The following is a 23,763-nucleotide window of genomic DNA, read 5'->3' on the forward strand; positions in this document are numbered from 1 at the left end:
CCTGAGGGTGAAAAGTTTCACCGACCTCCATCCTGCGGCATAGTTGATCCATGGCCCTTTCCCAGCGACTCACGACCGGCTCGGCCCTCGTCATGGCCGCCCTGCTGTCGACCTCCGCCTTCGGCCCCGTGTTCGGGCAAGTGCAGGTCCAGACCCTGGCCCCGCCGGACCTGTTCTCGACCCCGGCGGGCGACACCGGCCTGTCCGCCGACCTGTGGAAGGACACCGCGCCGGGCATCGCCCGCGAGGTGCTGCCCAAGCTGGCCGCCAAGCCGCTGTCGCCGGCCAGCGCCGGCCTGGCGCGGCGAGTGCTGGCCACCGGCGCCAACGGCCCGACCGGGGTCGGCGGCGATCCCGAGATGGGCGCGGTCCGGGCCATGGCCCTGATCGCCCTGGGCGACGCGGCCGGGGCCAATGCGGTGCTGGATCGCGCGCCGGGCGTCGCCGACAGCTCCCAACTGTCGGTGGCGGCGGCCGAGGCGGCCCTGATCACCGGCGCCGACGACAAGGCCTGCAAGATCGGCGAGGCCTTGAGCGTCGAGCGTGGCGCGCCCTACTGGCTGCGGCTGCGGGCCTTCTGCCAGGCCCTGGCCGGTCAGACCGACGCCGCCCAACTGACCCTCAACCTGGCGGCCGGCCAGACCAAGGACGCCGACTACACGCGGCTGATGAGCGCCCTGCTGACGGGCGCCCCGGGGGGCGCGGCCAATTTGAAGAACGGGGTCAACTACGCCGTGTCGCGCAAGCTCGGCCTGGATATCCAGGCCGCCGCCGCCACGGCCTCGCCGGCCCTGAAGCCGGTGTTGAAGCCCGCGGGCGACGTAGCCGCCCTGGCTGGTGGCGCCGACCTGACCGCCGCCCAGACCGCCGACATCGCCTTCCTGCGCCAGGCCAAGGGGCTGCCGGCCTTCGTCGAGGCGTCCAAGGCCTCGGCCGCCTCGATCGCCGTCCTGGCCCGGGCCGACGCGCCGCTGGAGGACCCGGTGCTGCTGGCCCGCGCCGCCCTGGCGGCCGGTGACCTGGCCACCGCCCAGGCGATCCGCGCCAAGCTGACGGGCGATACGATCCCCAATGCCGGCCCTGTCGACCTGGCCCTGCTCGACGCCGCTCTGGCCGCCGCCGACGGCCGCAAGGACGGCCAGACCCTGGACCGGCTGATCGAGCGCGGCGCCCAGGCCGGCGTCAAATCGCCCGCCCAGCCCGCCGCCCTGATCCTGGCGGCGCTCGGCGGGACCATGAGCCCCGAGGCCCGCGCCCAGTTCGCGACCTTCGACCCCGGCAAGTCGGCGGTCTCGCCGGCCCGCCTGGTGGTGATGGACGACGCGGCGGCGGCCGGCCGGCAGGGCGAAGCGGCGCTGCTGGCCCTGTCGGTGTCGGCCGACGCCGGCGCCAACGGTCCTGGTCCCGTCGATCGCGCCCGCCTGGTCCGCGCCCTGGCCAAGGCCGGGCTGGAGGCCGACGCCCGCGCCCTGGCCGTGGAGGGGCTGCTGGCGCTGCAGGTGAAATGAGCACCTCCGCTTCCGGCTGGATCGACGCCTTCCTCGAAATGATGGCCGTCGAGCGGGCGGCGGCCCGCAACACCCTGACCGCCTACGAGAAGGACCTGGCCGACGCTCGCGCCTTCCTGGCCGGCCGCCGGGACGATCTCGACACCGCCTCGGCCGAGACCATCGAGGCCTATTTCGCCGACCTGGGGGCCAAGGGCCTGTCGCCGGCCACCGCCGCCCGCCGCCGCTCGGCGGTGCGCCAGTTCTACCGTTTCGTGCTGGGCGAGGGCTGGCGGACCGACGACCCCTCGCGCCGGGTCGAGGCCCCCAAGGCCGGCCGACCCCTGCCCAAGGTGCTGTCGCGCGACGCGGTCGAGCGGCTGATCGCGGCGGCCGCCGCCAGGGACGGAGCCCAGGGCCTGCGCCTGGCCTGCATGGTCGAGCTGCTCTACGCCTCGGGCCTGCGGATCTCGGAACTGCTGAACCTGCCCCTGGCGATGATCGCCCGCGACCCGGCCTTCCTGATGGTCAAGGGCAAGGGCGGCAAGGAGCGGCTGGCCCCGCTGAACGACGCGGCCCGCACGGCGGTGAAGGCCTATCTGGAGGTCCGTCCCGACTTCCTGCCCAAGGGAGCGAAGGACAGTCCGTGGCTGTTTCCGTCGCGCGGCAAGAGCGGACGGCTGACGGCGCGGCGGGTGTCGCAGCTGCTCGAGGACGCCGCCATCGCCGCTGGGCTGGACCGCGACACCGTCAGCCCCCACGTGCTGCGCCACGCCTTCGCCACCCACCTGCTGGAGGGCGGCGCCGACCTGCGGGTGATCCAGACCCTGCTGGGCCATGCCGACATCGCCACGACCCAGATCTACACCCACGTGGCGGGAGACCACCTGGCGCAGGTGGTGAAGAGCAAGCACCCGCTGGGGCGGAAGGGCTAGGAGCTGTGGACAGTAGGCGTTGAAGGGCGAAGGCGGTGCGTCCTTCGAGGCTTCGCTACGCTACGCACCTCAGGATGAGGAGCATTGTTGCTGAATTCCTCATCCTGAGGCGCCCTCCAACGGAGGGCCTCTAGCCGCCCGCCCCATCCACATGCAGCGCGAAGCCGCTCGCGCCGGGGGTCTCCAGGCCCGGTTTGAGCGTCATGCTCGGAATCAGGTAGTCGCCGCCGTTCTGCCGCCGATAGGGGATGGGCGGGATTGAACCCAGCGTCCGCATCCGCTCGCGCAGGCGCTCGGCGACGGGCTCGAAACCGGCCTCGTCGAGGCGGTCGACCCTGTAGCCCACGAACGGCGGCAGCACGTCGTAACCGGGATAGTAGAGGATCCCGTGGTTGATCGGGAACAGCAGATCGTCGATCGGCCCGTTGATCCCGTCGGGGCTATAGTGCTCCTCCCAACCGCCGGCGGTGACCAGCAGCATGGCGCGTTTCCCCGCCAGGGTGCCCTCGCCATAGCGGTCGCCCCATCGCTTGTCGCTGTGCTCGCCGACGCCATAGGCGAAACCGTAGGCGAAGACCCGGTCGACCCAGCCCTTGAGGATCGCCGGCATGGTGAACCACCAGAGGGGGAACTGGAGGATCAGGGCGTCGGCCCACAGCAGCTTCTCCTGTTCGGCCCTGACGTCCGCCGTCAGGCCGGCGACGGCGAAGGCCTCGCCGGAGGCCGCGGCGGGCTTGAAGCGCGTGTCCGGCGCCAGGGCGGGGAAGTCGGCGCGGTCGACCTGCGACTTCCAGCCGTCGGCATAGAGGTCGGTCATCCGCACCTCGTGGCCCTGAGCCTCCAGTTCGCGGACGGCGACGTCGCGGAGCGCGCCGTTGAGCGAGCGCGGTTCGGGGTGGGCGAAAACGAGCAGGACTTTCATGGGGCCAGTGATCCTATCGGTGGAAATAGACCTTCCAGGTAGGCGGCGCGGCCACGATCCACTATGTGTGGATAATGCATAAGATCATGCCGAATAATGGATAGGTCGGACGTTACGCTCGAGCGCATGCGCTCCTTCGTCCGGGTGGCCGAGCGGGGCAGCCTGTCCGCCGTCGCGCGCGAGCTCGGCGTCGGGCAGTCGACGATCACGCGGCATCTGCACGAGTTGGAGAAGGCCGTCGGCGCGCCTCTGCTCAGCAGGACCACCCGGCGGGTCGCCATGACCGACGAAGGCGCGCGCTACTACGCCGACTGCGTCCAGATCCTGCGCCTCGTCGAACAGGCCGGGGACGAGGCGCGCGCGGCGCGCGGCGCGCCGGCCGGCACGATCCGGATCTCCTGCACGGCGGCCTTCGGAGTCCTGCACGTCAGCCGGCTGATCTTCGCGTTCCAGGACGTCTATCCTGACGTCGGGATCGATCTCAGCCTCACCGACGAGCGCGTCGACCTGGTGCGGGAGGGCGTCGACATCGCGCTGCGCCTGGGTCCGCTCACCGACAGCGCCATGAAGCTGCGGGCCCTGGGCCAGAGCCGGCGCCTGCTGGTGGCGGCGCCGGACTATCTGGCGGCGCGCGGGAGGCCGGCTGTCCCGGGGGACCTGGCTGGGCACCAAGGCGTCCGGATGTCGAACGTGGCGGGCAGCGAAACGCTCGTTCTGCGAGGGCCGGACGGCGAACATCACGCGACGCCCTTTGGCGGGCGTTTCCGGGTCGACCACGGGCTGGCCGCGCGCGAGGCCCTGGTCGCCGGACGTGGCGTGGCGCCCGCCCATCGATGGCTGGTCGATGATCTCCTGGCGGCGGGCCGGCTGGAGACGGTCCTGCCGGACTACGCGCCGCCGCCCGTGCCGCTGAACATGCTGATCGTCCCCGAGCGCGGGGGCGTCGCCCGGGTCCGGCTGCTGATCGACTTCCTCGCCGAGCGGATCGGTGAGGTCCCGGGGATCGAGAAGCCGCGGCCGGAGCGGTTTTGAATTGGCCGCGCGCGCTGCTATGCAGCCGCACTTTCAGGAGACGACCCATGGCCGACGAAACCCGCGACAGCAACGGCAACATCCTCGCCGATGGCGACAATGTCACCCTGATCAAGGACCTCAAGGTCAAGGGCTCGGGCGGCGTCACCCTGAAGCGCGGGACGCTGGTCAAGAACATCCGCCTGACCGGCGACACCGACGAGATCGAAGCCAATGTCGAGAAGGTGCGCGGCCTGGTGCTGCGGGTGGAGTTCGTGAAGAAGGCGTAGGTCTGATCCGCCAAGTCCTCCCCCTCTGGGGGAGGTGTCGGCGAAGCTGGCGGAGGGGGAGTGTTGCGGCCCAGGCCGTAGGCGGGATCGATCCCCGAAAGCTCCCCCCACCGGCCTTCGGCCGCCTCCCCCACGGGGGGGAGGTTCTATTGCCTATGGATTCACCGCGCAGAAAGCTGTCATCCCGGACAACCCCGGCGAAAGCCGGGGGCAGATCCGGGACCGCCGGAAGCGCTGAGTTCACGCGTCGGTCCCGGATCTTCGCGCTGCGCCTACCCCTCCGCCGCCGCCTTCAGCTTGGCGATGTCCAGCTTGATCATCTGCATCATCGCCGCCATCACCCGGCCGACCTTGGCCTTGTCGGGGTCGGCCACCAGGTCGAGGAATTCTTGCGGCACGATCTGCCAGGACAGGCCGTACTTGTCCTTCAGCCAGCCGCATTGCGATTCCTGGCCGCCACCGGCGAGCAGGGCGTCCCAATAGCGGTCGACCTGCGCCTGGCCCTGGCAATGGACCACGAACGACACGGCCTCGGTGAACTTGAAGTGCGGGCCGCCGTTCAGGCCGGTGAAGGCCTGGCCGTCCAGCTCGAAGCCTATGGTCATCACGCCGCCGGCCGGGCCGGGGCCGGCCTCGCCGTAGCGCGACACCGAGGTGATCTTGGAGTTGGGGAAGATGGCGACGTAGAAGTTCGCCGCCTCCTCGGCCTGGGTGTCGAACCACAGGAACGGGCTGATCGTCTGCATGGGGTCGTCCTCCGCGCCGGCCGTGATGTCCCGGCTTCCGTCAAAGGACGGACCATGGCCGCCCATTCCGACGTCGGAGGCGGATTTTCTGCCAGCCGTCGTTCTCAGGCGGCGACCAGCAGGTCCGTGGCCTTGTGGTGGTCGTCGCAGCCGTCGACCAGGATCAGGTCGCCCACCGAATGGTCGGCGCGCAGGGCCAGGATGTCCCGGTAGGCCGGCGAGGCGTACCAGGCGCGGGCCGTGGCCAGGTCGGGAAAGGCGATGACGACGATGTCGCCCGGCCACTGGCCCTCCATCACCTCGACCTTGCCGCCATGGACGACGAATCAGCCGCCATAGGGCTCCAGGGTGGCGTCGATGCGCCGCAGATATTCGACGATGGCGGGCCGAAATCGACGCTGCGCAGGTGGGCGATACCGTAGGCGGACATGGCGGGCTCCTCCGTGTTGACGAAGCAGCCTCGCGCATTCGCGGCGCGGGATCGATTACGCGGGAGGTAATGGCCTCAGGCGGCGACGTCATCCGACACCGGCGGCTCCAGGGTGTCGAACCAGGCGCCCAGGGCGTCGATCAGCGGCAGCAGGCGATGGCCGCCCGGCGTCAGGCCGTAGACCACGCGCGGCGGAACCTCGGGATAGACGGTGCGCGTCACCACCCCGGCGGCCTCCATCTCGCGCAGGTCCAGGGTCAGCATGCGTTGCGATATGCCGGTCATGTCGCGGCGCAGGTCGCTGAACCGCTTGTCGCCGTCCTTCAGGTAATAGATCAGCACCCCGCGCCAGCGGCCGCTGAGCAGTCGCATGGCTTCCTCGATCGAACAGCCGGTGACGGTGTCTTTCATTGTTCAGACCAAGTATAAAATATGTAACCATGCCACAATATTGTGCCGTCTTTACAGTATTGGTGACCATAAGCATATCCACCTTGTCGCTATTTCGGCGCGGCAAGAGGAATGACAATATGGAACCGGTGCTTTTCTACGGCGTGCCGCATGGCTGTTCGTTCGGCGCGATCGTCGCCCTGGAGTGGTTGGGCCAGCCCTATCGCCTGAGCCGGGTCGAGATGCTGGAGGCGCGCGACCCCGCCTATCTGGGGGTCAACCCGGTCGGCGCGACACCCGCCCTGCTGGCCGCCGACGGCCGGGTGATCAACGAGAGCCTGGCCATCCTGCTCCACCTGGCCTCGCGGGACCTGGAACGGCCGCTGGGCTTCGCCCAGGGCTCGGCCGCCTTCGACGACCTCAACCACGTTCTGGCCTTCCTGCACGCCGACTTCCACCCGGTGTTCGGCATGTTGTTCCAGCCCGGCAAGTATGTCGACGATCCCGCCGCCCAGGCCAACGCCCTCGACAAGGCCCGGGCCAAGGCCGCCCTGGGCTATGGCCGGCTCGAAGCCCGGCTGGCCGAGCGCGACTGGCTGGCCGGCGACCGCCAGAGCGTGGCCGACGCCTATTTCGCCGGGGTGGCCCGCTGGGGCGCGGACCTGGGGCTGTTCGACCTGGCGAGCGCGTTCCCCCATGCGCACGCCCACCTGCGCAAGTTGGACGCCGACCCGGCCGTGGCCTTCGCCCACGCCATCGAAGACGCCGCCCCGGCGGTCTCGGCCGGCGGCTTCCTGGGGCACGTGACGCTGGACGTCCTGAAGCCGCGGCTGGCGGCCTAGAGGTCGTGGAGGTTAGGCGCTGGGACTCCCGGAGAGCGCCCTGCGTCCTTCGAGGCTTCGCTTCGCTCGCACCTCAGGATGAGGAAGTCAGTACAGCGTTCCTCATCCTGAGGCGCCCTCCAAGGGAGGGCCTCGAAGGACGCACGGTGTTTCCCGGTCTCAATATCTACAAGATCAGCGAAAGGGCCGCCGCGATTGTCGTGGCGGCCCCGGCGGATTAGGAACGGATCATGTCCGCTTCCGAAATCGAACCCTTCCACGCCATCGCCATCAGCCGCCTGGCCCACCAGATGAAGGCGCAGGGTCGGTCGGTGATCCACATGGAGTTCGGCCAGCCCTCGACCGGCGCGCCGAAGGCCGCGATCGCCCGGGCCCACGCGGTGCTCGACACCGACGGCATGGGCTATTGGGAAAGCCCCGGCCTGAAGGCGGCGATCGCCCGGCGCTATGCCGACGACAACGGCGTGGCGGTCGACCCTGAGCGGATCATCCTGACCTGCGGCGCCTCGCCGGCCCTGGTCATGGCCCTGGCCTCGACCTTCAGGCCCGGCGACCGGGTGGCCATCGCCCGGCCCGGCTACGTGGCCTACCGCAACACCCTGAAAGCCCTGAACCTGGTCCCGGTGGAGATCGGCTGCGGGGCGAAGAGCGGCTTCCAGCTGACGGCCGCGCACCTGGCGGCCCTGGACCCGGCCCCGGCCGGCGTGATCATCGCCAGCCCGGCCAATCCCACCGGCACGATCATCCCGGCCGAGGAGCTGAAGGCGATCGCCGAGGTCTGTCGCGAGCGCGGGATCGCCGTGGTCTCCGACGAAATCTATCACGGCCTCAGCTATGGCGAACCGGCCCGCTCGATGCTGGAGTTCGAGCCCCAGGCCCAGATCGTCAACAGCTTCTCCAAATATTTCAGCATGGCCGGCTGGCGGCTGGGTTGGCTGGTCTGCCCACCCGAGCACGTGGCCCGCGCCCGGGCCTTCATGGGCAACCTGTTCCTGACCCCGCCGTCGCTGAGCCAGCACGCCGGCCTGGTGGCCATGGGCTGCGCGGAGGAGCTGGAAGGCCACGTCGCCGTCTACCGCGCCAACCGCCAGTTGCTGCTCAACGCCCTGCCGGCCCTGGGCCTGGCCTCGATCGCCCCGCCGGACGGCGCCTTCTACATCTACGCCGACATCGGCCACCTGACCGACGACAGCCTGGCCTTCTGCGAGGCCCTGCTACGCGACACCGGCGTGGCCACCGCGCCCGGCGTCGACTTCGACCCGGTCGACGGCGGCCGGTTCATCCGCTTCAGCTTCGCGGTCTCGACCGCCGAGGTCGAAGAGGCGCTGCGGCGGATCATCCCGTGGTTCGCGGCGCGCGGGGCTCGCGCGGCTTAGGTTTCCGTCGCCGGCGCGATGCGGACATGCGCGTCGGTCAGGTGAAAGCCGTGGGCGGCGATGTCGTCGAGGCAGGTGTTGACGTCCACGCCGGCGTGGGGTTCGTCCCGGTGCATGTCGAGGGACTTGAAGGCGGTCCAAGGCCCGTACTGTTCCGGCAGGTTTTCCCCGCCCACCGCTTGGGTGAAGCCAAAGACCCGGCCGGTTCCTCTGAAGGTATGAACTTGCATGGCGGCTCTCCGGGGCTTGTCAGTCGTCTCGACGCACTTGACAGTGTGTCAACTGATCATGCCTATAGCTTCGGACTTTACACCCTGTCAAGCGCTCCTCCGACCACGCGATCCCGCATCCTGACCGCCACCCTGGCCCTGGTCCAACGGGCCCAGGGGCCGATCGCCATGGGCGCCATCGCCAAGGCGGCGGGGCTGTCGCGGCAGGCGCTGTATCTGGTCTTCGCCGACAAGGCGGACCTGTTCATCGCCCTGCTGCGCTACGTTGACGGGCAGCGGGGCATCGTCAGGGAACAGGCGAAGATCCGCGACGCCCCCACCGGGACCGATGCGCTGCTGGCCATCGTCGACCGCCAGGCCCGGCTCAATCCCGACTTCAAGCCCTTGGCCGACACCTTCGAACTGCTCCGCCGCCAGGACCCGGCGGTCGAGCAGGCGTGGCGGGACCGGCAGGGCGATCGCCTGGAGGGTTGCCGCGTCGTCGTCGCGCGCCTCGCGGCGGAGGGCCGGCTGCGCCCCGGCCTCGACCCCGCCGCCGCCGCCGATCTGGTCTGGACCCTGACATCGGTGAGCGCGTGGGACGATCTGGTGACGGGGCGCGGGTGGACGGCCGCCGAGTATCGCGAGCGGATGTCGGCGCTGCTGTTGGCGGCGATGGTGGCGTAGGGCGGGAAAGGCTGGAAGGCCGTCCATCCCCACAACGGTCGCCTTTCCCTCCCCTTTATGGGGAGGGGGGACCAGCGAAGCTGGTGGGTGGGGCTTCGCCGCCGCAAGGGCGCCCTGCACCGATCCCCCACCCGACCCCTTCGGGGCCACCCTCCCCACAAGGGGGAGGGACGGGGGATGGTGCTCCGCCGCCCCTCCAGTCCCTAACCCCGCCCCGCCGCCAGCAGCGCCTTGCCGATCGGCTTGGCCGGTTCGCTGCGCAGTACGACGCTGGTGGTCACCGCGCCGAACCGGCCGATCGTGTCGATGATGGTCGCCAGGTCGCTCGGCGTCGGCATCAGGGCCTTGAGCACGAAGCAGTCGTCGCCGGTCACCCGGTGGACCTCGACCACCTGGGGCAGGCGGGCGAAGGTCTCCAGGCACGGGCGGATATGCTCGTGGGTGGTCTTCAGGCGGATGATCGCGGCCATGCCCAGGCCCAGGGCCTGGGGGGTCGATCCGCGCGCCATAGCCGGTGATGATCCCGCGCTCCTCCAGCCGCTTGACCCGCTCCGACATCGCCGGCTGCGACAGCCCGATCTTGCGGCCCAGTTCCGACAGTGGGGTGCGGCCGTCCTGCTGCAACAGCTCCAGGATGGCGATGTCCTTGGCGTCCAGCCCGTTCGCGCTCGTCATACCCTGCCTCCAGGCCTTGAGTTCATCGGCACAATCGCGCTTTGGCCGATGACTGGCCATGCCCTCCACGGCGAACCTTCGTCATTCTGCACCGACTGACCATGGAGGTGACAGGTGCGACTGATCGGAATGCTGGATTCGCCCTATGTGCGGCGGGTGGCGATATCGCTGCGGCTGATGGGCCTGCCGTTCGACCACGAGTCCGTCTCGGTGTTCCGGGCGTATGACGCGTTCGCGGCGATCAATCCGGTGGTCAAGGCCCCGACCCTGGTCACCGACGCGGGCGTGGTGCTGATGGATTCGACCCTGATCCTCGAACATCTGGAGCGGCTCGCCGCGGCGGAGCGGACGCTGACCCCGGACGGGGTCGCCGACCACGCCCGCGACCAGCGGATCGTCGGCCTGGCCCTGGCGGCCTGCGAGAAGACCGTCCAGCTGGTCTACGAGTTCAACCTGCGGCCGCAGGACAAGCAGCACGCGCCGTGGGTCGACCGGGTGCGCGGGCAACTGGCGCAGGCCTATCGGCTGCTGGAGGCGGAGGTGGCCGGGGAAGCGTCGTGGCTGTTCGGGCCCCGGCCCTCGCAGGCGGACGTCACGACGGCGGTGGCCTGGAGCTTCACGGCCTTCGCCTTGCCAGGGGCGGTCGAGTCGGGCGAGCATCCGGCCTTGGCGGACCTGGCGCGGCGGGCGGAGGCGACGCCGGAGTTCACGGCCACTCCGATCGCTTAAGAACCCTCTCCCAGCGGGAGAGGGTTCTTCTCCGCTAATCCCGCATCCAGTCGATGAACGCCCGCAGGGCGGGCGAGAGCTGCCGTCTGCTGGTGTAGTAGAGGAAGAAGCCGGCGAACGGCTCGCACCAGTCCTCCAGCAGGGGAACGAGGCGGCCGGCGGCGATGTCGCCCTCGACCTGGTCGCGGAACAGGAAGGCCAGGCCCGCGCCGTCCAGGCAGGCGCGGCGCAGCACCTCGTTCTCGTCGCAGACCAGCACGCCGGGCGGATTGACCACCACCACTCGGCCCTGGCGCTCGAACTCCCAGGGCCAGGTCTGGCCGGTCGGGCGTCGGTTCAGCAGGCAGCGATGGTGGGGGACGTCCTCGGGCCGGGCCGGGGCGCCGTGTTCGGCCAGGTATTCGGGCGAGGCGACCAGGGCCTGGCTCAGGTCGCCGCCGATCGGCACGGCGATCATGTCGGCCTGCAGGCTCTCGCCCAGCCGCACCCCGCAGTCGAAGCCGCCGGCCACGATGTCGGACAGGCCGTCGTCGCAGACCATCTCGACCCGCACGTCCGGATAGGCCTTGAGGAAGCCGCCGACGCGCGGCGCGAACAGCCAGCGGGCGGCCGAGCGGGCCAGGTTGAGGCGCAGGCGGCCGGCGGGTCGGTCGCGGTAGGCGGCGATCTCGCCCAGGGCGACGTCGATGTCGGCCAGGGCCGGGGCCAGCCGGGCCAGCAGCCGCTCGCCGGCCTCGGTCGGGGCGACGCTGCGGGTCGTGCGGTGCAGCAGCCGCACGTCCAGCCGGGTCTCCAGATTGCGCAGCGTGTGGCTCAGCGCCGAGGCCGAGACCCCCAGCACCTGAGCGGCGGCGCGGAAGCTACGGTGCTGGGCCACCAGGGCGAAGACGGCCAGGTCGGGTAGGGGGCGCTGATCCATTGCTGAATTCTGCTCAGGAGCGCGTTGAGACTTCAAGCGCTTATCGCCGGGGGACCGCGCGCCCATCTCCGTCGGGCCGCGAGACGCCGACGGGATCGGCGGGGCCGCGGCGCACGATCCAAAAAAAGGAATGAGCCCATGAAGACGCGCAAACTCGGCGACGGCCTGGAAGTTTCGGCCATTGGCCTGGGCTGCATGGGGATGAGCTGGGCCTACGGCCCGGCCCCCGAAAAGACCGAGACCTTCAAGGTGCTGGCCCGCGCCGTCGAGCTGGGCGTCACCTTCTTCGACACGGCCGAGGTCTATGGCCCCTATGTCAACGAGGAGCTGGTCGGCGAAGGCCTGAAGCCGTTCCGCGACAAGGTCGTGATCGCCACCAAGTTCGGCTTCGACATCGCGCCGGCGGCCGAAGCCCAGGGCACGAACCGCATGCGCGGCGTCAACAGCCGGCCCGAGCACATCCGCGCCGTCGCCGAGGCCTCGCTCAAGCGCCTGGGCGTCGAGGTGATCGACCTGTTCTACCAGCACCGCGTCGATCCGAACGTGCCGATCGAGGAGGTGGCCGGTGCGGTCAAGGACCTGATCGCCGAGGGCAAGGTCAAGCATTTCGGCCTGTCGGAAGCTGGTCCCGAGACCATCCGCAGGGCCCATGCCGTGCAGCCGGTGGCGGCCTTGCAGAGCGAATATTCGCTGTGGACCCGCGACCTGGAGAAGGCGACCCTGCCGGTGCTGCGCGAACTGGGCATCGGCCTGGTGCCCTACAGCCCGCTGGGCCGGGGCTTCCTGACCGGAACCCTGACCAGCGACGCCGGCCTGGCCAAGGACGACTTCCGCCGGGGCCTGCCGCGCTTCCAGGGCGAGGCCCTGACCAAGAACCTGTCGCTGGTCGAGGCCTTGACCGCCCTGGCCGCCGACAAGGGCGTCACCCCGGCCCAGCTGGCCCTGGCCTGGATCCTCCACCAGGGCCCGAACATCGCCCCGATCCCGGGCACGACCAAGATCAGCCGCCTGGAGGAGAACATCGGGTCGGTCGACGTCGTGCTGACGGCCGACGACCTGGCGAAGATCGCCGCGGCGGTGCCGGAAACGGCGATCGAGGGCGCGCGCTATTCGGAAGCCGGATTGGCGATGGTCGGGCGGTAGCCAGCCTCGCGGGAGAGGGAGGCGTCCGCCGCCCTCCCTCTCCTTGAAAAGAGGGCTAGCGCGCTTGCTCTGGTGAGGTTTGTGTCCGCACACTCACGCCATGGAAATCCCAGCGCTTCTCGTCGCCGCCCTGGTTCTCGCCGTCCAGCCCGCCGCCGCCCAGCCCATGCGGGTCCAGGCTGCCCGGGCGGGCCCGATCCTGCTGGACGGTCGCTGCGACGAACCCGCCTGGGTCAAGGCCACGCCGACCGTGCTGGGCGAAGGGCTGTCGATGTTGGCGGTCGCCGATCGCGACACGGTGACGACCTGCTGGCGCTTCCCGGTCCAGACCTTGGGTCTGGATCTCTATATCGAGGACGCCCAGGGCGCGCTGCATGACCTGCACATCTCCGCCCAGACGGGCGAGCGGACGCGAACCGCCCAAGGCTGGCCAGAATGGACGGGCTTTGGCCAGCATCACGGCTGGTACGCGCCGCCGTTCGCCTTCAGCGGGTTCAAGACCGATGACGGCGGCGTGCGGCGCATCGTGTTCGCGCCCCAGCCCTCCCGCGAGCTGCAATTGACCAAGGCCCGGTTCGGGCCGGGGCCCTGGCGGGTGATGGTCGAGGCCCAGGTCATGACGCCCGACGCCAAGATCGACCGCTATCCCGCCAAGGCCTTCCCGGACGATCCCGCCACCTGGGGAATCCTCGAACCCGGGCAGTGACGGAACGACAGGGGTTGAACCGCGCCCGACGCTGAGCCCACACTCCGCCTCATGGTCGACAACCCGCTGCAACGCCTGGACGCCGTCGAGCTGGTCAAGCTGGGCAAGACCACCATCACCCTGGGCGGGCTGGGCGCGGCCGTCCTGGTGGTCATCGTCACGATCTACGCCTCGCGGCTGGTGGGGTCGGGCCTGCGCCGGCTGCGCCAGCGCTCGATCGGCGCCGCCCCGTCGCTGTACATCGTCGAGAAGCTGGCCACCTACGGCCTGCGGGTGTTCGGCCTGCTGCTGGCCCTGTCGGTGATGGGGGTCAACCTGACCTCGCTGACGGTGTTCGCCGGGGCCCTGGGCGTCGGGGCGGGCCTGGGCCTGCAGGGCCTGGTCAAGGACTTCGCCTCGGGAATTTCGCTGGTGTTCGAGCGGCTGGTGGCGGTGGGCGATTTCGTCGAGCTGTCGAACGGTTCGCGCGGCGTGGTCCACGAGATCGGCCCCCGCTCGACCCGCATCCGCACCAACGACAGCACCGACGTCATCGTGCCCAACTCGGTGCTGGTCACCGAGCAGGTGATCAACTGGACTCTGCACAACAGCACCCGCCGCATCCGCGTGCCGTTCGTCACCGCCTTCGGGGTCGACAAGGAGAAGGTGCGCGAGGCGGTGCTGAAGGCGGCCCATTCCGTGCCCTTCACCTCGCCCGACGATTCCACCCGCCGCTCGCAGGTCTGGCTGGTCGGCTACGGCGAGTCGGCGCTGAAGTTCGAGCTGATCGTCTGGCCGACCATCGAGTCGGTGCGGCGGCCGGCGGCGATCTTCGCGGCCTATACCTGGGCGATCGACGACGCCCTGCGCGGGGCGGGCATCGAGATTCCCTATCCGCAGCGCGAGCTGCGCCTGCGCGACCTGTTCGGCGAGGAGGGCGAGGACGCCCGCGCCGCCCTGCGCCTGGAGCCCCGCGCCGCTCGCCGCGCCAAGGCCAAGGCGGCCCAGCCCTCCAGCAACGACGCCGCCCTGGACCTGACCCGCGAGGATCCGGAAGAGCCGCCGCTGCCCGTGCAGGGGCCGCCGAACAAGACCTGACCCCCTTCTTGGCGCTCCGTCGCCCTTGACCCCGTTACCGCGCCGCCGCAATCTTCTCGCAACTGCGAAATAAGAAACGGCCGCCGGGAGTAAGCGCATGAAGACGCCGCGAGGATTTTTCAAACCCCTGGCCATCGGGGCCCCGACCCCGTACCGCGAGCCGCCGGCCCGGGTGGAGCGGATGATCCACTTCGTGCCGCCGCACCTGGACAAACTCAGGGCCAAGGTCCCCGAGATCGCCCCCACCGTCGACGTCATCCTGGCCAACCTGGAGGACGCCATCCCCGCCGACGCCAAGGGCGCGGCCCTGGCCGGGACGATCGCCATGGCCCGCGAGGTCGACTTCAAGGCCCTAGGCGTGGGGCTGTGGGTGCGGATCAACTGCCTCAACTCGCCCTGGCACCTGGACGAGGTGTCGACCCTGGTCGAGAAGGCCGGCGACCGCATCGACGTGCTCATGGTCCCCAAGGTCGAGGGACCGTGGGACATCTTCTACATGGACCAGCTGCTGGCCTCGCTGGAGGCCAAGCACGGGGTGACCCGGCCGATCCTGCTGCACGCCATCCTCGAGACGGCCGAGGGCGTGATGAACGTCGAGGCCATCGCCGGGGCCAGCCCGCGCATGCAGGGCATCAGCCTGGGCCCGGCCGACCTGGCCGCCAGCCGCGCCATGAAGACCACCCGGGTGGGCGGCGGTCATCCCGGCTACCGGGTGATCGAGGACCCGCACGCCGATGGGAGTCCCCGCGCCTCGGTGCAGCAGGACCTCTGGCACTACACCTTCGCCAAGATGGTCGACGCCTGCGCCGCCCACGGCATCAAGCCGTTCTACGGGCCGTTCGGGGCGATCGACGACCCGGTGGCCTGCGAGCAGCAGTTCCGCAACGCCTTCCTGATGGGCTGCGCCGGCGCCTGGAGCCTGCACCCCAGCCAGATCGAGATCGCCAAGCGGGTGTTCTCGCCGGATCCCGACGAGGTGATCTTCGCCAAGCGCATCCTCGAGGCCATGCCGGACGGCACGGGCGTGGCCATGCTGGACGGCAAGATGCAGGACGACGCGACCTGGAAACAGGCCAAGGTGATGGTCGACTGCGCGCGGCAGATCGCGGCGAAGGATGCGGAGTATGCGGCGCTGTATGGGTTCTAATTCCTCCCCCTGTGGGGGAGGTGTCGGCGAAGCCGACGGTGGGGGGTGTGATACGGCCTCGACCGCCCGCAGGATCGATCGGCCCTAAATCTCCCCCCGCCGATCGCTACGCGATCGCCTCCCCCAGAGGGGGAGGATTTGGCTCAGACCACGCTTGTCACCACCGTCGACCCCGCCGTCAGCATCTTGTGCACCGGGCACAGCTCGGCGATCTCGAACAGCCGCTGGCGCTGCCCGTCGTCCAGATCGCCTTCCAGCCGGAGCACGCGGTCGAAGACGTCGGCCGGCTGGACCGACGGGTCGCGCCGCCAGGTCACCTCCACGCGCACCTCGCCCAGCGGCCAGGCCTTGCGCTTGGCGTAGAGACGCAGGGTCTGGGTGGTGCAGGCCGCCAGGCCGGCGGCGACCAAGTCGTGCGGGGTGGGGCCGATGTCGAGGCCGCCCTGCGCGGGCGGAAGGTCGGCGGCGAAGCGGGTGGGGCCGGCGGTGACCAGGATCTGCACGCCGCCATGGCCGCTGTCGTCGGCGCTGGCGGAGGGGCGGGCGAGGTCTGGGGTCATGGCTGGGGCTCCGGAAGGTCGACGACCCTAGCTACCCCGAAATCAGGGGGCGGGGACAGGCCCAGGGCCTGTCCCCCAACCGTGGGTCACGCCGCCGCTTGCCGCGTCGTGACGTCGAACAGCATCGTCGCGCCGCGCCAGACCTCGACCGTGTCGCAGCCGCGATGCACGCCGACCAGCTCTTCCGCGCGGCGACGCGCGGCGTTCTCGTCAAGGCAGGGGGTGACGTCGAAACGCGGCACCGAGCCATCCGACTCGACACAGAAAAAAGTGAACACCTGCATGGGAACGTCCGTTCGCATCAGGCGGGACCGGGTCCATATTCGATGGGCGGGGCCGCGGGCGTCGGCTCCATTTCCTGGCCGACCAGGAAGGATATAGGCGATCTGGGCGGTTTTAACCATAGATCGTGGGTTTTAAATCCGGACTCTCCTGTGGGCGAATCCGCCAGAACAGGGATGGTTCCAAATCGGCTTCCCCTTTCGGCCATCGCGCTCTAGGTTCGCCACCTTTCCGCAACGGCGACGTTAAGAGACTCATGGCCGCGCATTATCTCGACTTCGAGCGACCCATCGCCGATCTGGAAAGCAAGATCGAGGAGCTGTCCAAGCTCTCCGAGACGGCTGGCCCTGGCGCGTTCGACGGCGAGATCCAGGCCCTGCGCGACCGCGCCCAGCAGCTGCGGAAAGAAGCCTATGCGGGCCTGGACGCCTGGCAGAAGACCATGGTCGCCCGCCATCCCGAGCGCCCGCACCTGAAGGACTACATCGCCGGCCTGATCGACGAGTTCGTCGAGCTGCGCGGCGACCGCAAGTTCGCCGACGACCAGGCGATCGTCGGCGGCCTGGGCCGGTTCCGCGGCATCCCGGTCGTGGTCATGGGCCACGAGAAGGGCCACGACACCACCACCCGCCTGAAGCACAATTTCGGCATGGCGCGACCCGAGGGCTACCGCAAGGCCGTGCGCCTGATGGACATGGCCGAGCGCTTCAACCTGCCGGTCATCACCTTCGTCGACACCGCCGGCGCCTATCCGGGCCTGGGGGCCGAGGAGCGCGGCCAGGCCGAGGCCATCGCCCGCTCGACCGAGCGCGGCCTGGTGCTGGGCACCCCGATGGTCGCCACCATCGTCGGCGAGGGCGGTTCCGGCGGGGCCATCGCCCTGGCCGGCGCCAACAAGGTGCTGATCCTCGAGCACTCGATCTATTCGGTGATCTCGCCGGAGGGCGCGGCCTCGATCCTGTGGCGCGACGGCGCCCGGGCCAAGGACGCGGCCGCCAACATGAAGATCACCGCCCAGGACCTGATCCAGCTGAAGATCGTCGACCGCATCGTCGAGGAACCGGCCGGTGGGGCCCACTCGGATCCGGCCGCCGCCATCGACGCCGTCGGCGACGCGGTCGAGGACGAGCTGAAGATCCTGATGAAGTTGTCGGCCGCCGAGCTGAAGAAACAGCGCGCCGCGCGGTTCTACGCGATCGGCCGCGAGGGGCTGCAATAGCCGCCTGTGGATCGCGAATCCGATCCGTTTTTAGGTGAAGAGGTTGGCCGCAAGCCGGTCGATTTTTCTGGCGCGAGTTCCGGGATCGATGTCGGCATCAACGCCTTGGCGGAGGCCGCGCCCATTCCTATCGCGGTGATCGGCGGGGTGATCGCTGGCGTTGGCCTGTTGACCCTACTGGCGTGGAAGAGTTTCGCGGGTCTTGGCGGTAGAAAAACCAGCCGCTGAAGTCACGTTCGCCTTTCGCCTCCATGGGCGACGCGGCTTCGAAGGGACCGCTAACATGGCGATTGACCCCAGCGGTTGGTGGATCCATCCTCGATTGTAATAACAATCGGGGAGGACAGGTCATGAACCATCATGCGTCACTGGTCCTGGCGTTCGCGCTGGTCGCCGTCGGCCTGGGCGCCGCGAGCGGGGCCATGGCCCGGTCCGAAGACCCGTCCGCCGCGGTGATCGAGGGCCTGACCTCGACCCTGCCCGCCGGAGTGATCAGCATCCAGGCCGACCCCACCCTGTCGAACGGCCGGCTGGTCCTGCGCGTGGCGGCCTTCAATCGGACCGCCACGCCCGCCGCCTTCAGCGACAAGGATGTCCAACTCTACACCGCCGCCGGCCAGCCGGTGGCGCTGTTGTCCCTGGACTCCCTGATCGCCGAGGTCTCCAAGCCGTCGTCGGCGCCGACCGTCGGCGCGGCGACCGGTTATGGCGGCCCGGCCATGACCACCGGCCAGGACGGCCGACTGGACGTCAGCGGCTTCTCGGGCGCCAACCAGACCGTGGCGGGCGGGCTGTCGACCCAGGTCCAGGCCCAGATCGCCACGCCCAATCGCAAGCTTGGCAAGGCCGCCCAGGCCCAGGTCGACGGCCTGCGGGCGGCGATCCTGCAACCGACCCAGATCGCGCCCAGCCAGGCCGCCGGCGGCCAGGTCGTCAGCGAGAAGCTGAAGTTCGACCGCAAGGCGCCGCGCGACCTGAAGCTGGTGGTCCGGTTCAACGGCGAGACCCACGGCTTCGCCTTCACCGCCCCGCCGGCCCGCTGAGCGAGGTTTTTTCACCGGCCATGTCACGCCGGGCCCTAGTCGCCTCGTCATGTCTCCGAAGCCCCATGAACGGGCCAGACGAGGACAGACCATGACCGCCGACACCGCCGCCTTCCGCCACGACCTGAACATTCCCGCCGTTTTCCAGGCCTTCATCGCCGCCGAGGGCGCGGTGGTCGCCACCGGCATCGAGCCGGGCCTGCTGCACCTGGTCAAGCTGCGCGCCTCGCAGATCAACCAGTGCGGCTTCTGCGTGAAGATGCACACCAAGGAGGCCCGCAATGACGGCGAGACCAATGACCGCCTGGACCGGCTGATCGTCTGGCGCCACGTCTCGGACTTCACGCCGCGCGAGAAGGCCGCCTTCGCCTGGACCGAGGCCGTGACCACGCTGTCGCCGACGGCCGACTACGCCCCGCTGCGGGCCGAACTGCGGGCCCACTTCACCGACGCAGAGGCCAGCGCCCTGACCGCGGCGGTCGCGATGATCAACCTGTGGAACCGCCTGCAGGTGTCCGGGCACTAGGGTTCTAGGTCCTCCCCCCATGGGGGAGGCGGCCCGAACGGGCCGGTGGGGGGAGCGGACCCACTTTGGCAAACTCCCCCCACCGTCGGCTTCGCCGACACCTCCCCCACAGGGGGAGGAATTTCCGCCCTTGCCTCCCCCTAACGTCATCCGGCCATACTCCCGAAAAATCAGAGGGAGCCGTCCGTGGCCATCAAGACCCGCTTCACCGAGATGTTCGGCGTCGAACATCCGATCGCCCAGGGCGGCATGCAGTGGGTCGGCACGGCGCCCCTGGTCAGCGCCGTGGCCAACGCCGGGGCCCTGGGTTTCCTGACCGCCCTGACCCAGCCGACGCCCGAAGAACTGACCCGGGAGATCGCCCGCACCCGCGACCTCACCGACAAGCCGTTCGGGGTCAACCTGACCATCCTGCCGGCCATCAAGCCGCCGCCCTACGCCGAGTACCGCGCGGCGATCATCGAGGCCGGGATCAAGATCGTCGAGACCGCGGGTTATAAGCCTCAAGAGCATGTGGACGACCTGAAGGCCCACGGGATCAAGGTGATCCACAAGTGCACCGCCGTGCGCCACGCCCTGAGCGCCGAGCGGATGGGCGTCGACGCCATCTCGATCGACGGCTTCGAATGCGCCGGCCATCCCGGCGAGGACGACATTCCGGGTCTGGTGCTGATCCCGGTGGCGGCGGCCAAGGTGAAGATCCCGATGATCGCCTCGGGCGGGTTCGGCGACGCGCGCGGCCTGGTCGCGGCCCTGGCCCTGGGCGCCGACGGCGTCAACATGGGCACCCGGTTCTGCGCCACTCAGGAAGCGCCGATCCACGACAATTTCAAGCAGGCCATGGTCGCCAATGACGAGCGCGCCACCGACCTGATCTTTCGCACCCTGCACAACACCGCCCGGGTGGCGAGGAACGCCGTCAGCCAGGAGGTGGTGGCCATCGAACGGGCCGGCGGGGCCAAGTTCGAGGACGTCGCCCACCTGGTGAAGGGCGTGCGCGGCCGCGAAGGCCTGCTCAACGGCGACACCGACCACGGCGTCTGGTCGGCGGGCATGGTCCAGGGCCTGATCCACGACGTACCCACGGTGCGCGAACTGATCGACCGGATCATGAGCGAGGCCGAGGGGATCATCCGTGGTCGGTTGGCCGGGATGGTATCCTAGCGCAACGGGACGCCCCCTCCGTCACGTCGCCGCTGGCGACGCGCCACCTCCCCCGTTTCACGGGGGAGGAGAATCGCGCCGACCTTCTCCTCACCCGCGTCGCGGGGGAGGTGGCGCGATGCGAATACGCATCGTGACGGAGGGGGCATCCAGCGACAGCCACGAGACCACGGTAAACGCCCCCGCAAACACTGTGACACCCCCGTGAAGTTTTCGCGAAATAGCGACGCTGACCGACCCGAATTAGCACAGCGTTAGGCGAGAAATGGTCCCTCCAGCGGCAAGTGGAGGCGTTGCATGTTCACCTTGCGAGACACCGTTTTATCCCTGGCCCCGGCCCGCGCCGACGACCTGGGCAAGACGCTGTACGAGCGGTTCCGCGAGGAGCCCGACACCCTGATCGTGCCGGTGCTGGACGACGAGGACCGGCCGATCGGCCTGGTCGAGCGCAACGCCTTCTTCCTGCGCATGGCCGCCGAATACGGCCGCGCCCTCTATGCCCTGCGGCCGATCTCGGTGCTGATGGACCCCGCGCCGCTGATGGTCGAGGCCGATGTCGAGCTGGCGGCCTTCACCAGCGACAGCCTGTCGTACCGGGCGTCCGACCTGCTGCGCGGCTTCATCGTCACCGACGGCGGGCGCTATCTGGGGGTCGGCACGGTGCTGGGCCTGCTGCAGGCCGCCAACGAGACCAACCGCCGGGGCGTCGAGGCCCTGGCCTCGGCGAAAGCCGCCGCTGAGCAGGCCCGCACCTTCATGACCGCGGTGGTCGAGGCCATCCCGTCGATGGTGTTCGTCAAGCGCGCCGACGACCACACCTATGTGCTGCTCAACCGGGCCGGCGAGAAGATCCTGGGTCACGCCCGCGCCGACATGATCGGCCGCACCGACGCCGACTTCTATCCGCCCGAGCAGGCGGCGATCTATCGCGAGCGCGACGCCGAGGTGATCTCGTCGGGCGAGGTGCGGGTGATCGAGGAGGACCACGTGCCGCGCAAGGACGGCTCGATCGCCCTGCTGCGCACCAAGAAGATCGCCATCTCCGGCCCCGGCGGCCAGGCCGAATACCTGCTGGGCGTCTCCGAGGACATCGCCGAGCGCAAGCGGGCCGAGGCCCAGATCGCCCGCCTGGCCCATTATGATCCGCTCACGGACCTTCCCAACCGCCTGCTGTTCCAGAAGGACCTGTCCTCGGCCCTGGCCCGGGCGGCGCGGCGCGAGGACCTGGTGGCGGTTCATTGCATCGACCTGGACCGCTTCAAGACCGTCAACGACACCCTTGGCCATCCGATCGGCGACGCCCTGCTGCGAGCCGCCGCCGAACGCCTGCGGGGCTGCGTGCGCGAGGGCGACACCGTGGCCCGGGTGGGCGGCGACGAGTTCGCGGTGGTCCAGACCGGTCTGACCGACCTGTCTGACGCCACCCGCCTGGCCAGCCGCATCGTCGAGGCGCTGGCCCAGACCTTCGACCTGCAGGGCCACCAGGTGATGATCGGGGCCAGCGTCGGCGTGGCCATGTCGCCCAATGACGGCTCCGACAGCGACGAGCTGCTGAAGAAGGCCGACATGGCCCTCTACCGCGCCAAGGCCGACGGGCGCGGCGCCTTCCACTTCTTCGAGCGGGCCATGGACGAACAGCTGCAGGCCCGCCGGGCCCTGGAGCTGGACCTGCGCCTGGCCCTGGCCGAGGGCCAGTTCACTTTGCACTACCAGCCGCTGTTCAGCCTGGGCGCCGACCGGGTGATGGGCTGCGAGGCGCTGCTGCGCTGGAACCACCCGACCCGCGGCATGGTCTCGCCCGCCGACTTCATCCCGCTGGCCGAGGAGATCGGCTTGATCAACCCGTTGGGCGAGTGGGTGCTGCGCGAGGCCTGCCGCGAGGCGGCCGGCTGGCCCGAGCACGTGCGGCTGGCCGTCAACCTGTCGCCGGCCCAGTTCCGCGACAAGCACCTGGTCGGCATCGTGGTTTCGGCCCTGGCCGTCTCGGGCCTGCCCGCCGAGCGGCTGGAGCTGGAGATCACCGAGTCGGTGCTGTTGCAGGACAGCGTCGGCAACATGTCGATTCTCCACGACCTGAAGGCCCTGGGCGTGCGGATCTCGATGGACGATTTCGGCACCGGCTATTCGTCGCTGAGCTACCTGCGCAGCTTCCCGTTCGACAAGATCAAGATCGACCAGACCTTCGTGCGCGACATCCTCGACGACGCCGATGCCCTGGCGATCATCAAGGCCGTCCTCGACCTTGGCGCCAGCCTGGGCATCACCACCACGGCCGAGGGGGTGGAGACGGTGGAGCAGCTGGACGAACTGCGCCGCCAGGGCTGCGGTGAGATCCAGGGCTACTTCATCAGCCGGCCGAAACCGGCCGCCGAGATCGCGGCGATGCTGGGGGTGACGGTGGCAAATACGGCGAGGGCGCCAGTCATCACCTTCTCCCATGGGGAGAAGGAGGGGCCCGCGCCGCAGGCGTGGGAGGATGAGGGGGTTCTGAGTCAGGCGGCGAGCCGGCAGGGCGCTCAATGAAACGTTCGGCGGCGTAACCCCTCACCCTCCCGCCGCTGCGCGGCGGGCCCCTCCCTCTCCCTCTGGGAGAGGGTTTCAGAATTATCCCCGGCCTTTCCGCCGCGACCCCTAGCCTCCCGCCCTCGGCTTTGCGACACAGCGCGTCATGCGCAAGGTCGGCTATCTGAGAGTTCCGCCCGTCAGGGGCATGGTGATCGACGGGCCGCAGTCGCAGCGTCTGTTCGAGGTTGGCTGCGACCAGCTGTTTCACGACCGCTGCTACGGCCTGGCCGTGCACAAGCCGGGGCTGGACTCCGCCCTGGCGGCGATGCGGGCCGGCGACGTGCTGGTGGTTACCAGCCTGCACGCCTTCGCCGCCCATCTCGTCGACCTGCTGGAGGTCCTGGCGCGCCTGGAAGCGGGCGGGTTCCAGCTGGTGACCCTGGCGGAAGGCGTCGACACCCGCGCCCCCGGCGGCTTCTTCACCGCCTGCGCCCAGTTGGCGCGCTTCCACGAGCAACGGCGGATGGTGCGTGGCGCGGAGGAGAAGATCGTCCGCGAGGGGCCAGGGCGGGCGCCGGTTTCCGAGGATTGATTGGATCGTTGCCCTGAAGACATGAAATGGATTCATGGCTCAGCCCAGTTAATATGCTTTGCCCCGATCCTGGCCTCCGCCCAATCTTCCAGCGTCGAAGATTGGAGATAGACGCGTGAGAAACTGGATTTTCGCCTTGGTTGCAACGGGT

The 23,763-nt window shown here is 69.6% G+C and carries 28 protein-coding genes and 2 pseudogenes; 20 read left to right on the forward strand and 10 right to left on the reverse strand.

Going from position 1 to position 23,763, the window contains the following annotated elements; all coding sequences use genetic code 11:
* Positions 1–50: 50 nt before the first annotated feature.
* Entirely contained in the window at positions 51–1,508 is a 1,458-nt protein-coding gene (locus tag ASD79_RS25385; protein WP_056719563.1) for a hypothetical protein, read from the forward strand.
* A complete protein-coding gene (locus ASD79_RS03080; protein ID WP_056719564.1) occupies positions 1,505–2,422 on the forward strand; it encodes a site-specific tyrosine recombinase XerD in 918 nt (305 codons plus the stop codon). The genes ASD79_RS25385 and ASD79_RS03080 overlap by 4 nt, the downstream gene beginning before the upstream one ends.
* 130 nt (positions 2,423–2,552) lie before the next feature.
* On the opposite strand, the gene ASD79_RS03085 is transcribed toward ASD79_RS03080, so the two are convergent.
* Entirely contained in the window at positions 2,553–3,344 is a 792-nt protein-coding gene (locus ASD79_RS03085; RefSeq protein ID WP_056719565.1) for an NAD(P)H-dependent oxidoreductase, read from the reverse strand.
* 96 nt (positions 3,345–3,440) lie between these two features.
* Between ASD79_RS03085 and ASD79_RS03090 the strand changes: the two genes are divergently transcribed.
* Both ASD79_RS03090 and ASD79_RS03095 read left to right on the forward strand, forming a co-directional pair.
* Complete coding sequence (locus ASD79_RS03090) at positions 3,441–4,376, forward strand: LysR family transcriptional regulator (RefSeq protein ID WP_056719566.1); 936 nt, start codon at positions 3,441–3,443, stop codon at positions 4,374–4,376.
* 47 nt (positions 4,377–4,423) lie between these two features.
* Positions 4,424–4,645 (forward strand): alkylphosphonate utilization protein, encoded by a 222-nt coding sequence (locus tag ASD79_RS03095; RefSeq protein WP_007666085.1) that lies wholly within the window; start codon positions 4,424–4,426, stop codon positions 4,643–4,645.
* A 272-nt stretch (positions 4,646–4,917) separates the two neighbouring features.
* Here the strand turns inward: ASD79_RS03095 and ASD79_RS03100 are convergent, their stop codons facing one another.
* From ASD79_RS03100 to ASD79_RS03110, 3 genes are all read right to left on the reverse strand, one after another.
* Positions 4,918–5,391, reverse strand: a complete 474-nt coding sequence (locus tag ASD79_RS03100) for a VOC family protein (RefSeq protein WP_056719871.1) — start codon at positions 5,389–5,391, stop codon at positions 4,918–4,920.
* A gap of 104 nt (positions 5,392–5,495) precedes the next feature.
* Complete coding sequence (locus ASD79_RS24525; RefSeq protein WP_200952268.1) at positions 5,496–5,687, reverse strand: DUF1330 domain-containing protein; 192 nt, start codon at positions 5,685–5,687, stop codon at positions 5,496–5,498.
* A gap of 209 nt (positions 5,688–5,896) precedes the next feature.
* Positions 5,897–6,232 carry a helix-turn-helix domain-containing protein gene (locus ASD79_RS03110; RefSeq protein WP_056719567.1) on the reverse strand — a complete coding sequence of 112 codons (336 nt, stop codon included), beginning with the start codon at positions 6,230–6,232 and terminating at the stop codon, positions 5,897–5,899.
* 119 nt (positions 6,233–6,351) lie between these two features.
* Between ASD79_RS03110 and ASD79_RS03115 the strand changes: the two genes are divergently transcribed.
* Together ASD79_RS03115 and ASD79_RS03120 are read left to right on the forward strand one after the other, a co-directional pair.
* On the forward strand, positions 6,352–7,053 hold the full coding sequence (locus ASD79_RS03115; RefSeq protein ID WP_056719568.1) for a glutathione S-transferase family protein: 702 nt from the start codon (positions 6,352–6,354) through the stop codon (positions 7,051–7,053).
* A 230-nt stretch (positions 7,054–7,283) separates the two neighbouring features.
* Complete coding sequence (locus ASD79_RS03120) at positions 7,284–8,429, forward strand: aminotransferase class I/II-fold pyridoxal phosphate-dependent enzyme (protein ID WP_056719569.1); 1,146 nt, start codon at positions 7,284–7,286, stop codon at positions 8,427–8,429.
* Here the strand turns inward: ASD79_RS03120 and ASD79_RS24175 are convergent.
* On the reverse strand, positions 8,426–8,659 hold the full coding sequence (locus ASD79_RS24175) for a hypothetical protein (protein WP_056719570.1): 234 nt from the start codon (positions 8,657–8,659) through the stop codon (positions 8,426–8,428). The genes ASD79_RS03120 and ASD79_RS24175 overlap by 4 nt on opposite strands.
* Before the next feature lie 168 nt (positions 8,660–8,827).
* Here ASD79_RS24175 and ASD79_RS24180 point away from each other — a divergent pair, with 168 nt between their 5' ends.
* Positions 8,828–9,325: a TetR/AcrR family transcriptional regulator gene (locus ASD79_RS24180; RefSeq protein WP_162252331.1), complete on the forward strand. Its 498-nt coding sequence runs from the start codon at positions 8,828–8,830 to the stop codon at positions 9,323–9,325.
* A gap of 203 nt (positions 9,326–9,528) precedes the next feature.
* On the opposite strand, the gene ASD79_RS24530 is transcribed toward ASD79_RS24180, so the two are convergent.
* A complete protein-coding gene (locus ASD79_RS24530) occupies positions 9,529–9,834 on the reverse strand; it encodes an Lrp/AsnC family transcriptional regulator (protein ID WP_200952269.1) in 306 nt (101 codons plus the stop codon).
* 64 nt (positions 9,835–9,898) lie between these two features.
* Positions 9,899–10,060, reverse strand: a pseudogene (locus ASD79_RS25465) (AsnC family transcriptional regulator); the annotation flags it as partial.
* Positions 10,061–10,114: 54 nt separating this feature from the next.
* Here ASD79_RS25465 and ASD79_RS03140 point away from each other — a divergent pair.
* The gene (locus ASD79_RS03140) at positions 10,115–10,729 is read left to right on the forward strand and encodes a glutathione S-transferase family protein (protein WP_056719572.1); all 615 of its coding nucleotides are present in this window, start codon (positions 10,115–10,117) and stop codon (positions 10,727–10,729) included.
* 34 nt (positions 10,730–10,763) lie between these two features.
* Here the strand turns inward: ASD79_RS03140 and ASD79_RS03145 are convergent, their stop codons facing one another.
* Positions 10,764–11,648 (reverse strand): LysR family transcriptional regulator, encoded by an 885-nt coding sequence (locus ASD79_RS03145; protein ID WP_056719573.1) that lies wholly within the window; start codon positions 11,646–11,648, stop codon positions 10,764–10,766.
* Between the two features lie 138 nt (positions 11,649–11,786).
* On the opposite strand from ASD79_RS03145, the gene ASD79_RS03150 reads away from it, so the two are divergent.
* From ASD79_RS03150 to ASD79_RS03165, 4 genes are all read left to right on the forward strand, one after another.
* A complete protein-coding gene (locus ASD79_RS03150) occupies positions 11,787–12,791 on the forward strand; it encodes an aldo/keto reductase (RefSeq protein WP_056719574.1) in 1,005 nt (334 codons plus the stop codon).
* Positions 12,792–12,891: 100 nt separating this feature from the next.
* Complete coding sequence (locus ASD79_RS03155; protein WP_056719575.1) at positions 12,892–13,497, forward strand: hypothetical protein; 606 nt, start codon at positions 12,892–12,894, stop codon at positions 13,495–13,497.
* A gap of 51 nt (positions 13,498–13,548) precedes the next feature.
* Positions 13,549–14,574 (forward strand): mechanosensitive ion channel family protein, encoded by a 1,026-nt coding sequence (locus ASD79_RS03160; protein WP_056719576.1) that lies wholly within the window; start codon positions 13,549–13,551, stop codon positions 14,572–14,574.
* Positions 14,575–14,671: 97 nt separating this feature from the next.
* A complete protein-coding gene (locus tag ASD79_RS03165; RefSeq protein WP_056719577.1) occupies positions 14,672–15,721 on the forward strand; it encodes a CoA ester lyase in 1,050 nt (349 codons plus the stop codon).
* A 143-nt stretch (positions 15,722–15,864) separates the two neighbouring features.
* Here the strand turns inward: ASD79_RS03165 and ASD79_RS03170 are convergent, their stop codons facing one another.
* Both ASD79_RS03170 and ASD79_RS03175 read right to left on the reverse strand, forming a co-directional pair.
* The gene (locus tag ASD79_RS03170; RefSeq protein WP_056719578.1) at positions 15,865–16,281 is read right to left on the reverse strand and encodes an OsmC family protein; all 417 of its coding nucleotides are present in this window, start codon (positions 16,279–16,281) and stop codon (positions 15,865–15,867) included.
* An 86-nt stretch (positions 16,282–16,367) separates the two neighbouring features.
* Entirely contained in the window at positions 16,368–16,565 is a 198-nt protein-coding gene (locus ASD79_RS03175; protein ID WP_056719579.1) for a hypothetical protein, read from the reverse strand.
* A gap of 254 nt (positions 16,566–16,819) precedes the next feature.
* Here ASD79_RS03175 and ASD79_RS03180 point away from each other — a divergent pair, with 254 nt between their 5' ends.
* The 8 genes and pseudogenes from ASD79_RS03180 (at position 16,820) to ASD79_RS03205 (ending at position 23,612) form a co-directional block, all read left to right on the forward strand.
* Positions 16,820–17,782 (forward strand): acetyl-CoA carboxylase carboxyltransferase subunit alpha, encoded by a 963-nt coding sequence (locus tag ASD79_RS03180; protein ID WP_056719580.1) that lies wholly within the window; start codon positions 16,820–16,822, stop codon positions 17,780–17,782.
* A 6-nt stretch (positions 17,783–17,788) separates the two neighbouring features.
* On the forward strand, positions 17,789–18,010 hold the full coding sequence (locus ASD79_RS23675; RefSeq protein ID WP_156400335.1) for a hypothetical protein: 222 nt from the start codon (positions 17,789–17,791) through the stop codon (positions 18,008–18,010).
* Positions 18,011–18,132: 122 nt separating this feature from the next.
* The gene (locus ASD79_RS03185; protein ID WP_056719581.1) at positions 18,133–18,825 is read left to right on the forward strand and encodes a hypothetical protein; all 693 of its coding nucleotides are present in this window, start codon (positions 18,133–18,135) and stop codon (positions 18,823–18,825) included.
* A gap of 91 nt (positions 18,826–18,916) precedes the next feature.
* Positions 18,917–19,351 (forward strand): carboxymuconolactone decarboxylase family protein, encoded by a 435-nt coding sequence (locus tag ASD79_RS03190; RefSeq protein ID WP_056719582.1) that lies wholly within the window; start codon positions 18,917–18,919, stop codon positions 19,349–19,351.
* Positions 19,352–19,537: 186 nt separating this feature from the next.
* Positions 19,538–20,515, forward strand: coding sequence for a nitronate monooxygenase family protein (locus ASD79_RS03195; protein ID WP_056719583.1), 978 nt, complete (start codon positions 19,538–19,540; stop codon positions 20,513–20,515).
* Positions 20,516–20,582: 67 nt separating this feature from the next.
* Positions 20,583–20,662: pseudogene (locus tag ASD79_RS24855) on the forward strand (hypothetical protein); the annotation flags it as partial.
* Between the two features lie 150 nt (positions 20,663–20,812).
* Positions 20,813–23,038, forward strand: a complete 2,226-nt coding sequence (locus ASD79_RS03200; protein ID WP_056719584.1) for a bifunctional diguanylate cyclase/phosphodiesterase — start codon at positions 20,813–20,815, stop codon at positions 23,036–23,038.
* A gap of 145 nt (positions 23,039–23,183) precedes the next feature.
* Positions 23,184–23,612, forward strand: a complete 429-nt coding sequence (locus ASD79_RS03205) for a recombinase family protein (protein ID WP_056719585.1) — start codon at positions 23,184–23,186, stop codon at positions 23,610–23,612.
* Positions 23,613–23,763: the final 151 nt, after the last annotated feature.

Origin of the sequence: Caulobacter sp. Root655 (assembly GCF_001427665.1) — a bacterium.
Taxonomy (GTDB): Bacteria; Pseudomonadota; Alphaproteobacteria; order Caulobacterales; family Caulobacteraceae; genus Caulobacter.

Bases quoted from the DNA above. Each gene is read 5' to 3' on its own strand.
- ASD79_RS03155 (WP_056719575.1), top strand. From the start codon at position 12,892: ATGGAAATCCCAGCGCTTCTCGTCGCCGCCCTGGTTCTCGCCGTCCAG.
- ASD79_RS03150 (WP_056719574.1), top strand. From the start codon at position 11,787: ATGAAGACGCGCAAACTCGGCGACGGCCTGGAAGTTTCGGCCATTGGC.
- ASD79_RS03180 (WP_056719580.1), top strand. From the start codon at position 16,820: ATGGCCGCGCATTATCTCGACTTCGAGCGACCCATCGCCGATCTGGAA.
- ASD79_RS25385 (WP_056719563.1), top strand. From the start codon at position 51: ATGGCCCTTTCCCAGCGACTCACGACCGGCTCGGCCCTCGTCATGGCC.
- ASD79_RS03110 (WP_056719567.1), bottom strand. From the start codon at position 6,232: ATGAAAGACACCGTCACCGGCTGTTCGATCGAGGAAGCCATGCGACTG.
- ASD79_RS03205 (WP_056719585.1), top strand. From the start codon at position 23,184: ATGCGCAAGGTCGGCTATCTGAGAGTTCCGCCCGTCAGGGGCATGGTG.
- ASD79_RS03095 (WP_007666085.1), top strand. From the start codon at position 4,424: ATGGCCGACGAAACCCGCGACAGCAACGGCAACATCCTCGCCGATGGC.
- ASD79_RS24530 (WP_200952269.1), bottom strand. From the start codon at position 9,834: ATGGCGCGCGGATCGACCCCCCAGGCCCTGGGCCTGGGCATGGCCGCG.
- ASD79_RS03175 (WP_056719579.1), bottom strand. From the start codon at position 16,565: ATGCAGGTGTTCACTTTTTTCTGTGTCGAGTCGGATGGCTCGGTGCCG.
- ASD79_RS03190 (WP_056719582.1), top strand. From the start codon at position 18,917: ATGACCGCCGACACCGCCGCCTTCCGCCACGACCTGAACATTCCCGCC.
- ASD79_RS03085 (WP_056719565.1), bottom strand. From the start codon at position 3,344: ATGAAAGTCCTGCTCGTTTTCGCCCACCCCGAACCGCGCTCGCTCAAC.
- ASD79_RS03170 (WP_056719578.1), bottom strand. From the start codon at position 16,281: ATGACCCCAGACCTCGCCCGCCCCTCCGCCAGCGCCGACGACAGCGGC.
- ASD79_RS03200 (WP_056719584.1), top strand. From the start codon at position 20,813: ATGTTCACCTTGCGAGACACCGTTTTATCCCTGGCCCCGGCCCGCGCC.
- ASD79_RS03090 (WP_056719566.1), top strand. From the start codon at position 3,441: ATGGATAGGTCGGACGTTACGCTCGAGCGCATGCGCTCCTTCGTCCGG.
- ASD79_RS03160 (WP_056719576.1), top strand. From the start codon at position 13,549: ATGGTCGACAACCCGCTGCAACGCCTGGACGCCGTCGAGCTGGTCAAG.
- ASD79_RS03165 (WP_056719577.1), top strand. From the start codon at position 14,672: ATGAAGACGCCGCGAGGATTTTTCAAACCCCTGGCCATCGGGGCCCCG.
- ASD79_RS03115 (WP_056719568.1), top strand. From the start codon at position 6,352: ATGGAACCGGTGCTTTTCTACGGCGTGCCGCATGGCTGTTCGTTCGGC.
- ASD79_RS03120 (WP_056719569.1), top strand. From the start codon at position 7,284: ATGTCCGCTTCCGAAATCGAACCCTTCCACGCCATCGCCATCAGCCGC.
- ASD79_RS24525 (WP_200952268.1), bottom strand. From the start codon at position 5,687: ATGGAGGGCCAGTGGCCGGGCGACATCGTCGTCATCGCCTTTCCCGAC.
- ASD79_RS24180 (WP_162252331.1), top strand. From the start codon at position 8,828: ATGGGCGCCATCGCCAAGGCGGCGGGGCTGTCGCGGCAGGCGCTGTAT.
- ASD79_RS03100 (WP_056719871.1), bottom strand. From the start codon at position 5,391: ATGCAGACGATCAGCCCGTTCCTGTGGTTCGACACCCAGGCCGAGGAG.
- ASD79_RS03080 (WP_056719564.1), top strand. From the start codon at position 1,505: ATGAGCACCTCCGCTTCCGGCTGGATCGACGCCTTCCTCGAAATGATG.
- ASD79_RS03145 (WP_056719573.1), bottom strand. From the start codon at position 11,648: ATGGATCAGCGCCCCCTACCCGACCTGGCCGTCTTCGCCCTGGTGGCC.
- ASD79_RS03185 (WP_056719581.1), top strand. From the start codon at position 18,133: ATGAACCATCATGCGTCACTGGTCCTGGCGTTCGCGCTGGTCGCCGTC.
- ASD79_RS24175 (WP_056719570.1), bottom strand. From the start codon at position 8,659: ATGCAAGTTCATACCTTCAGAGGAACCGGCCGGGTCTTTGGCTTCACC.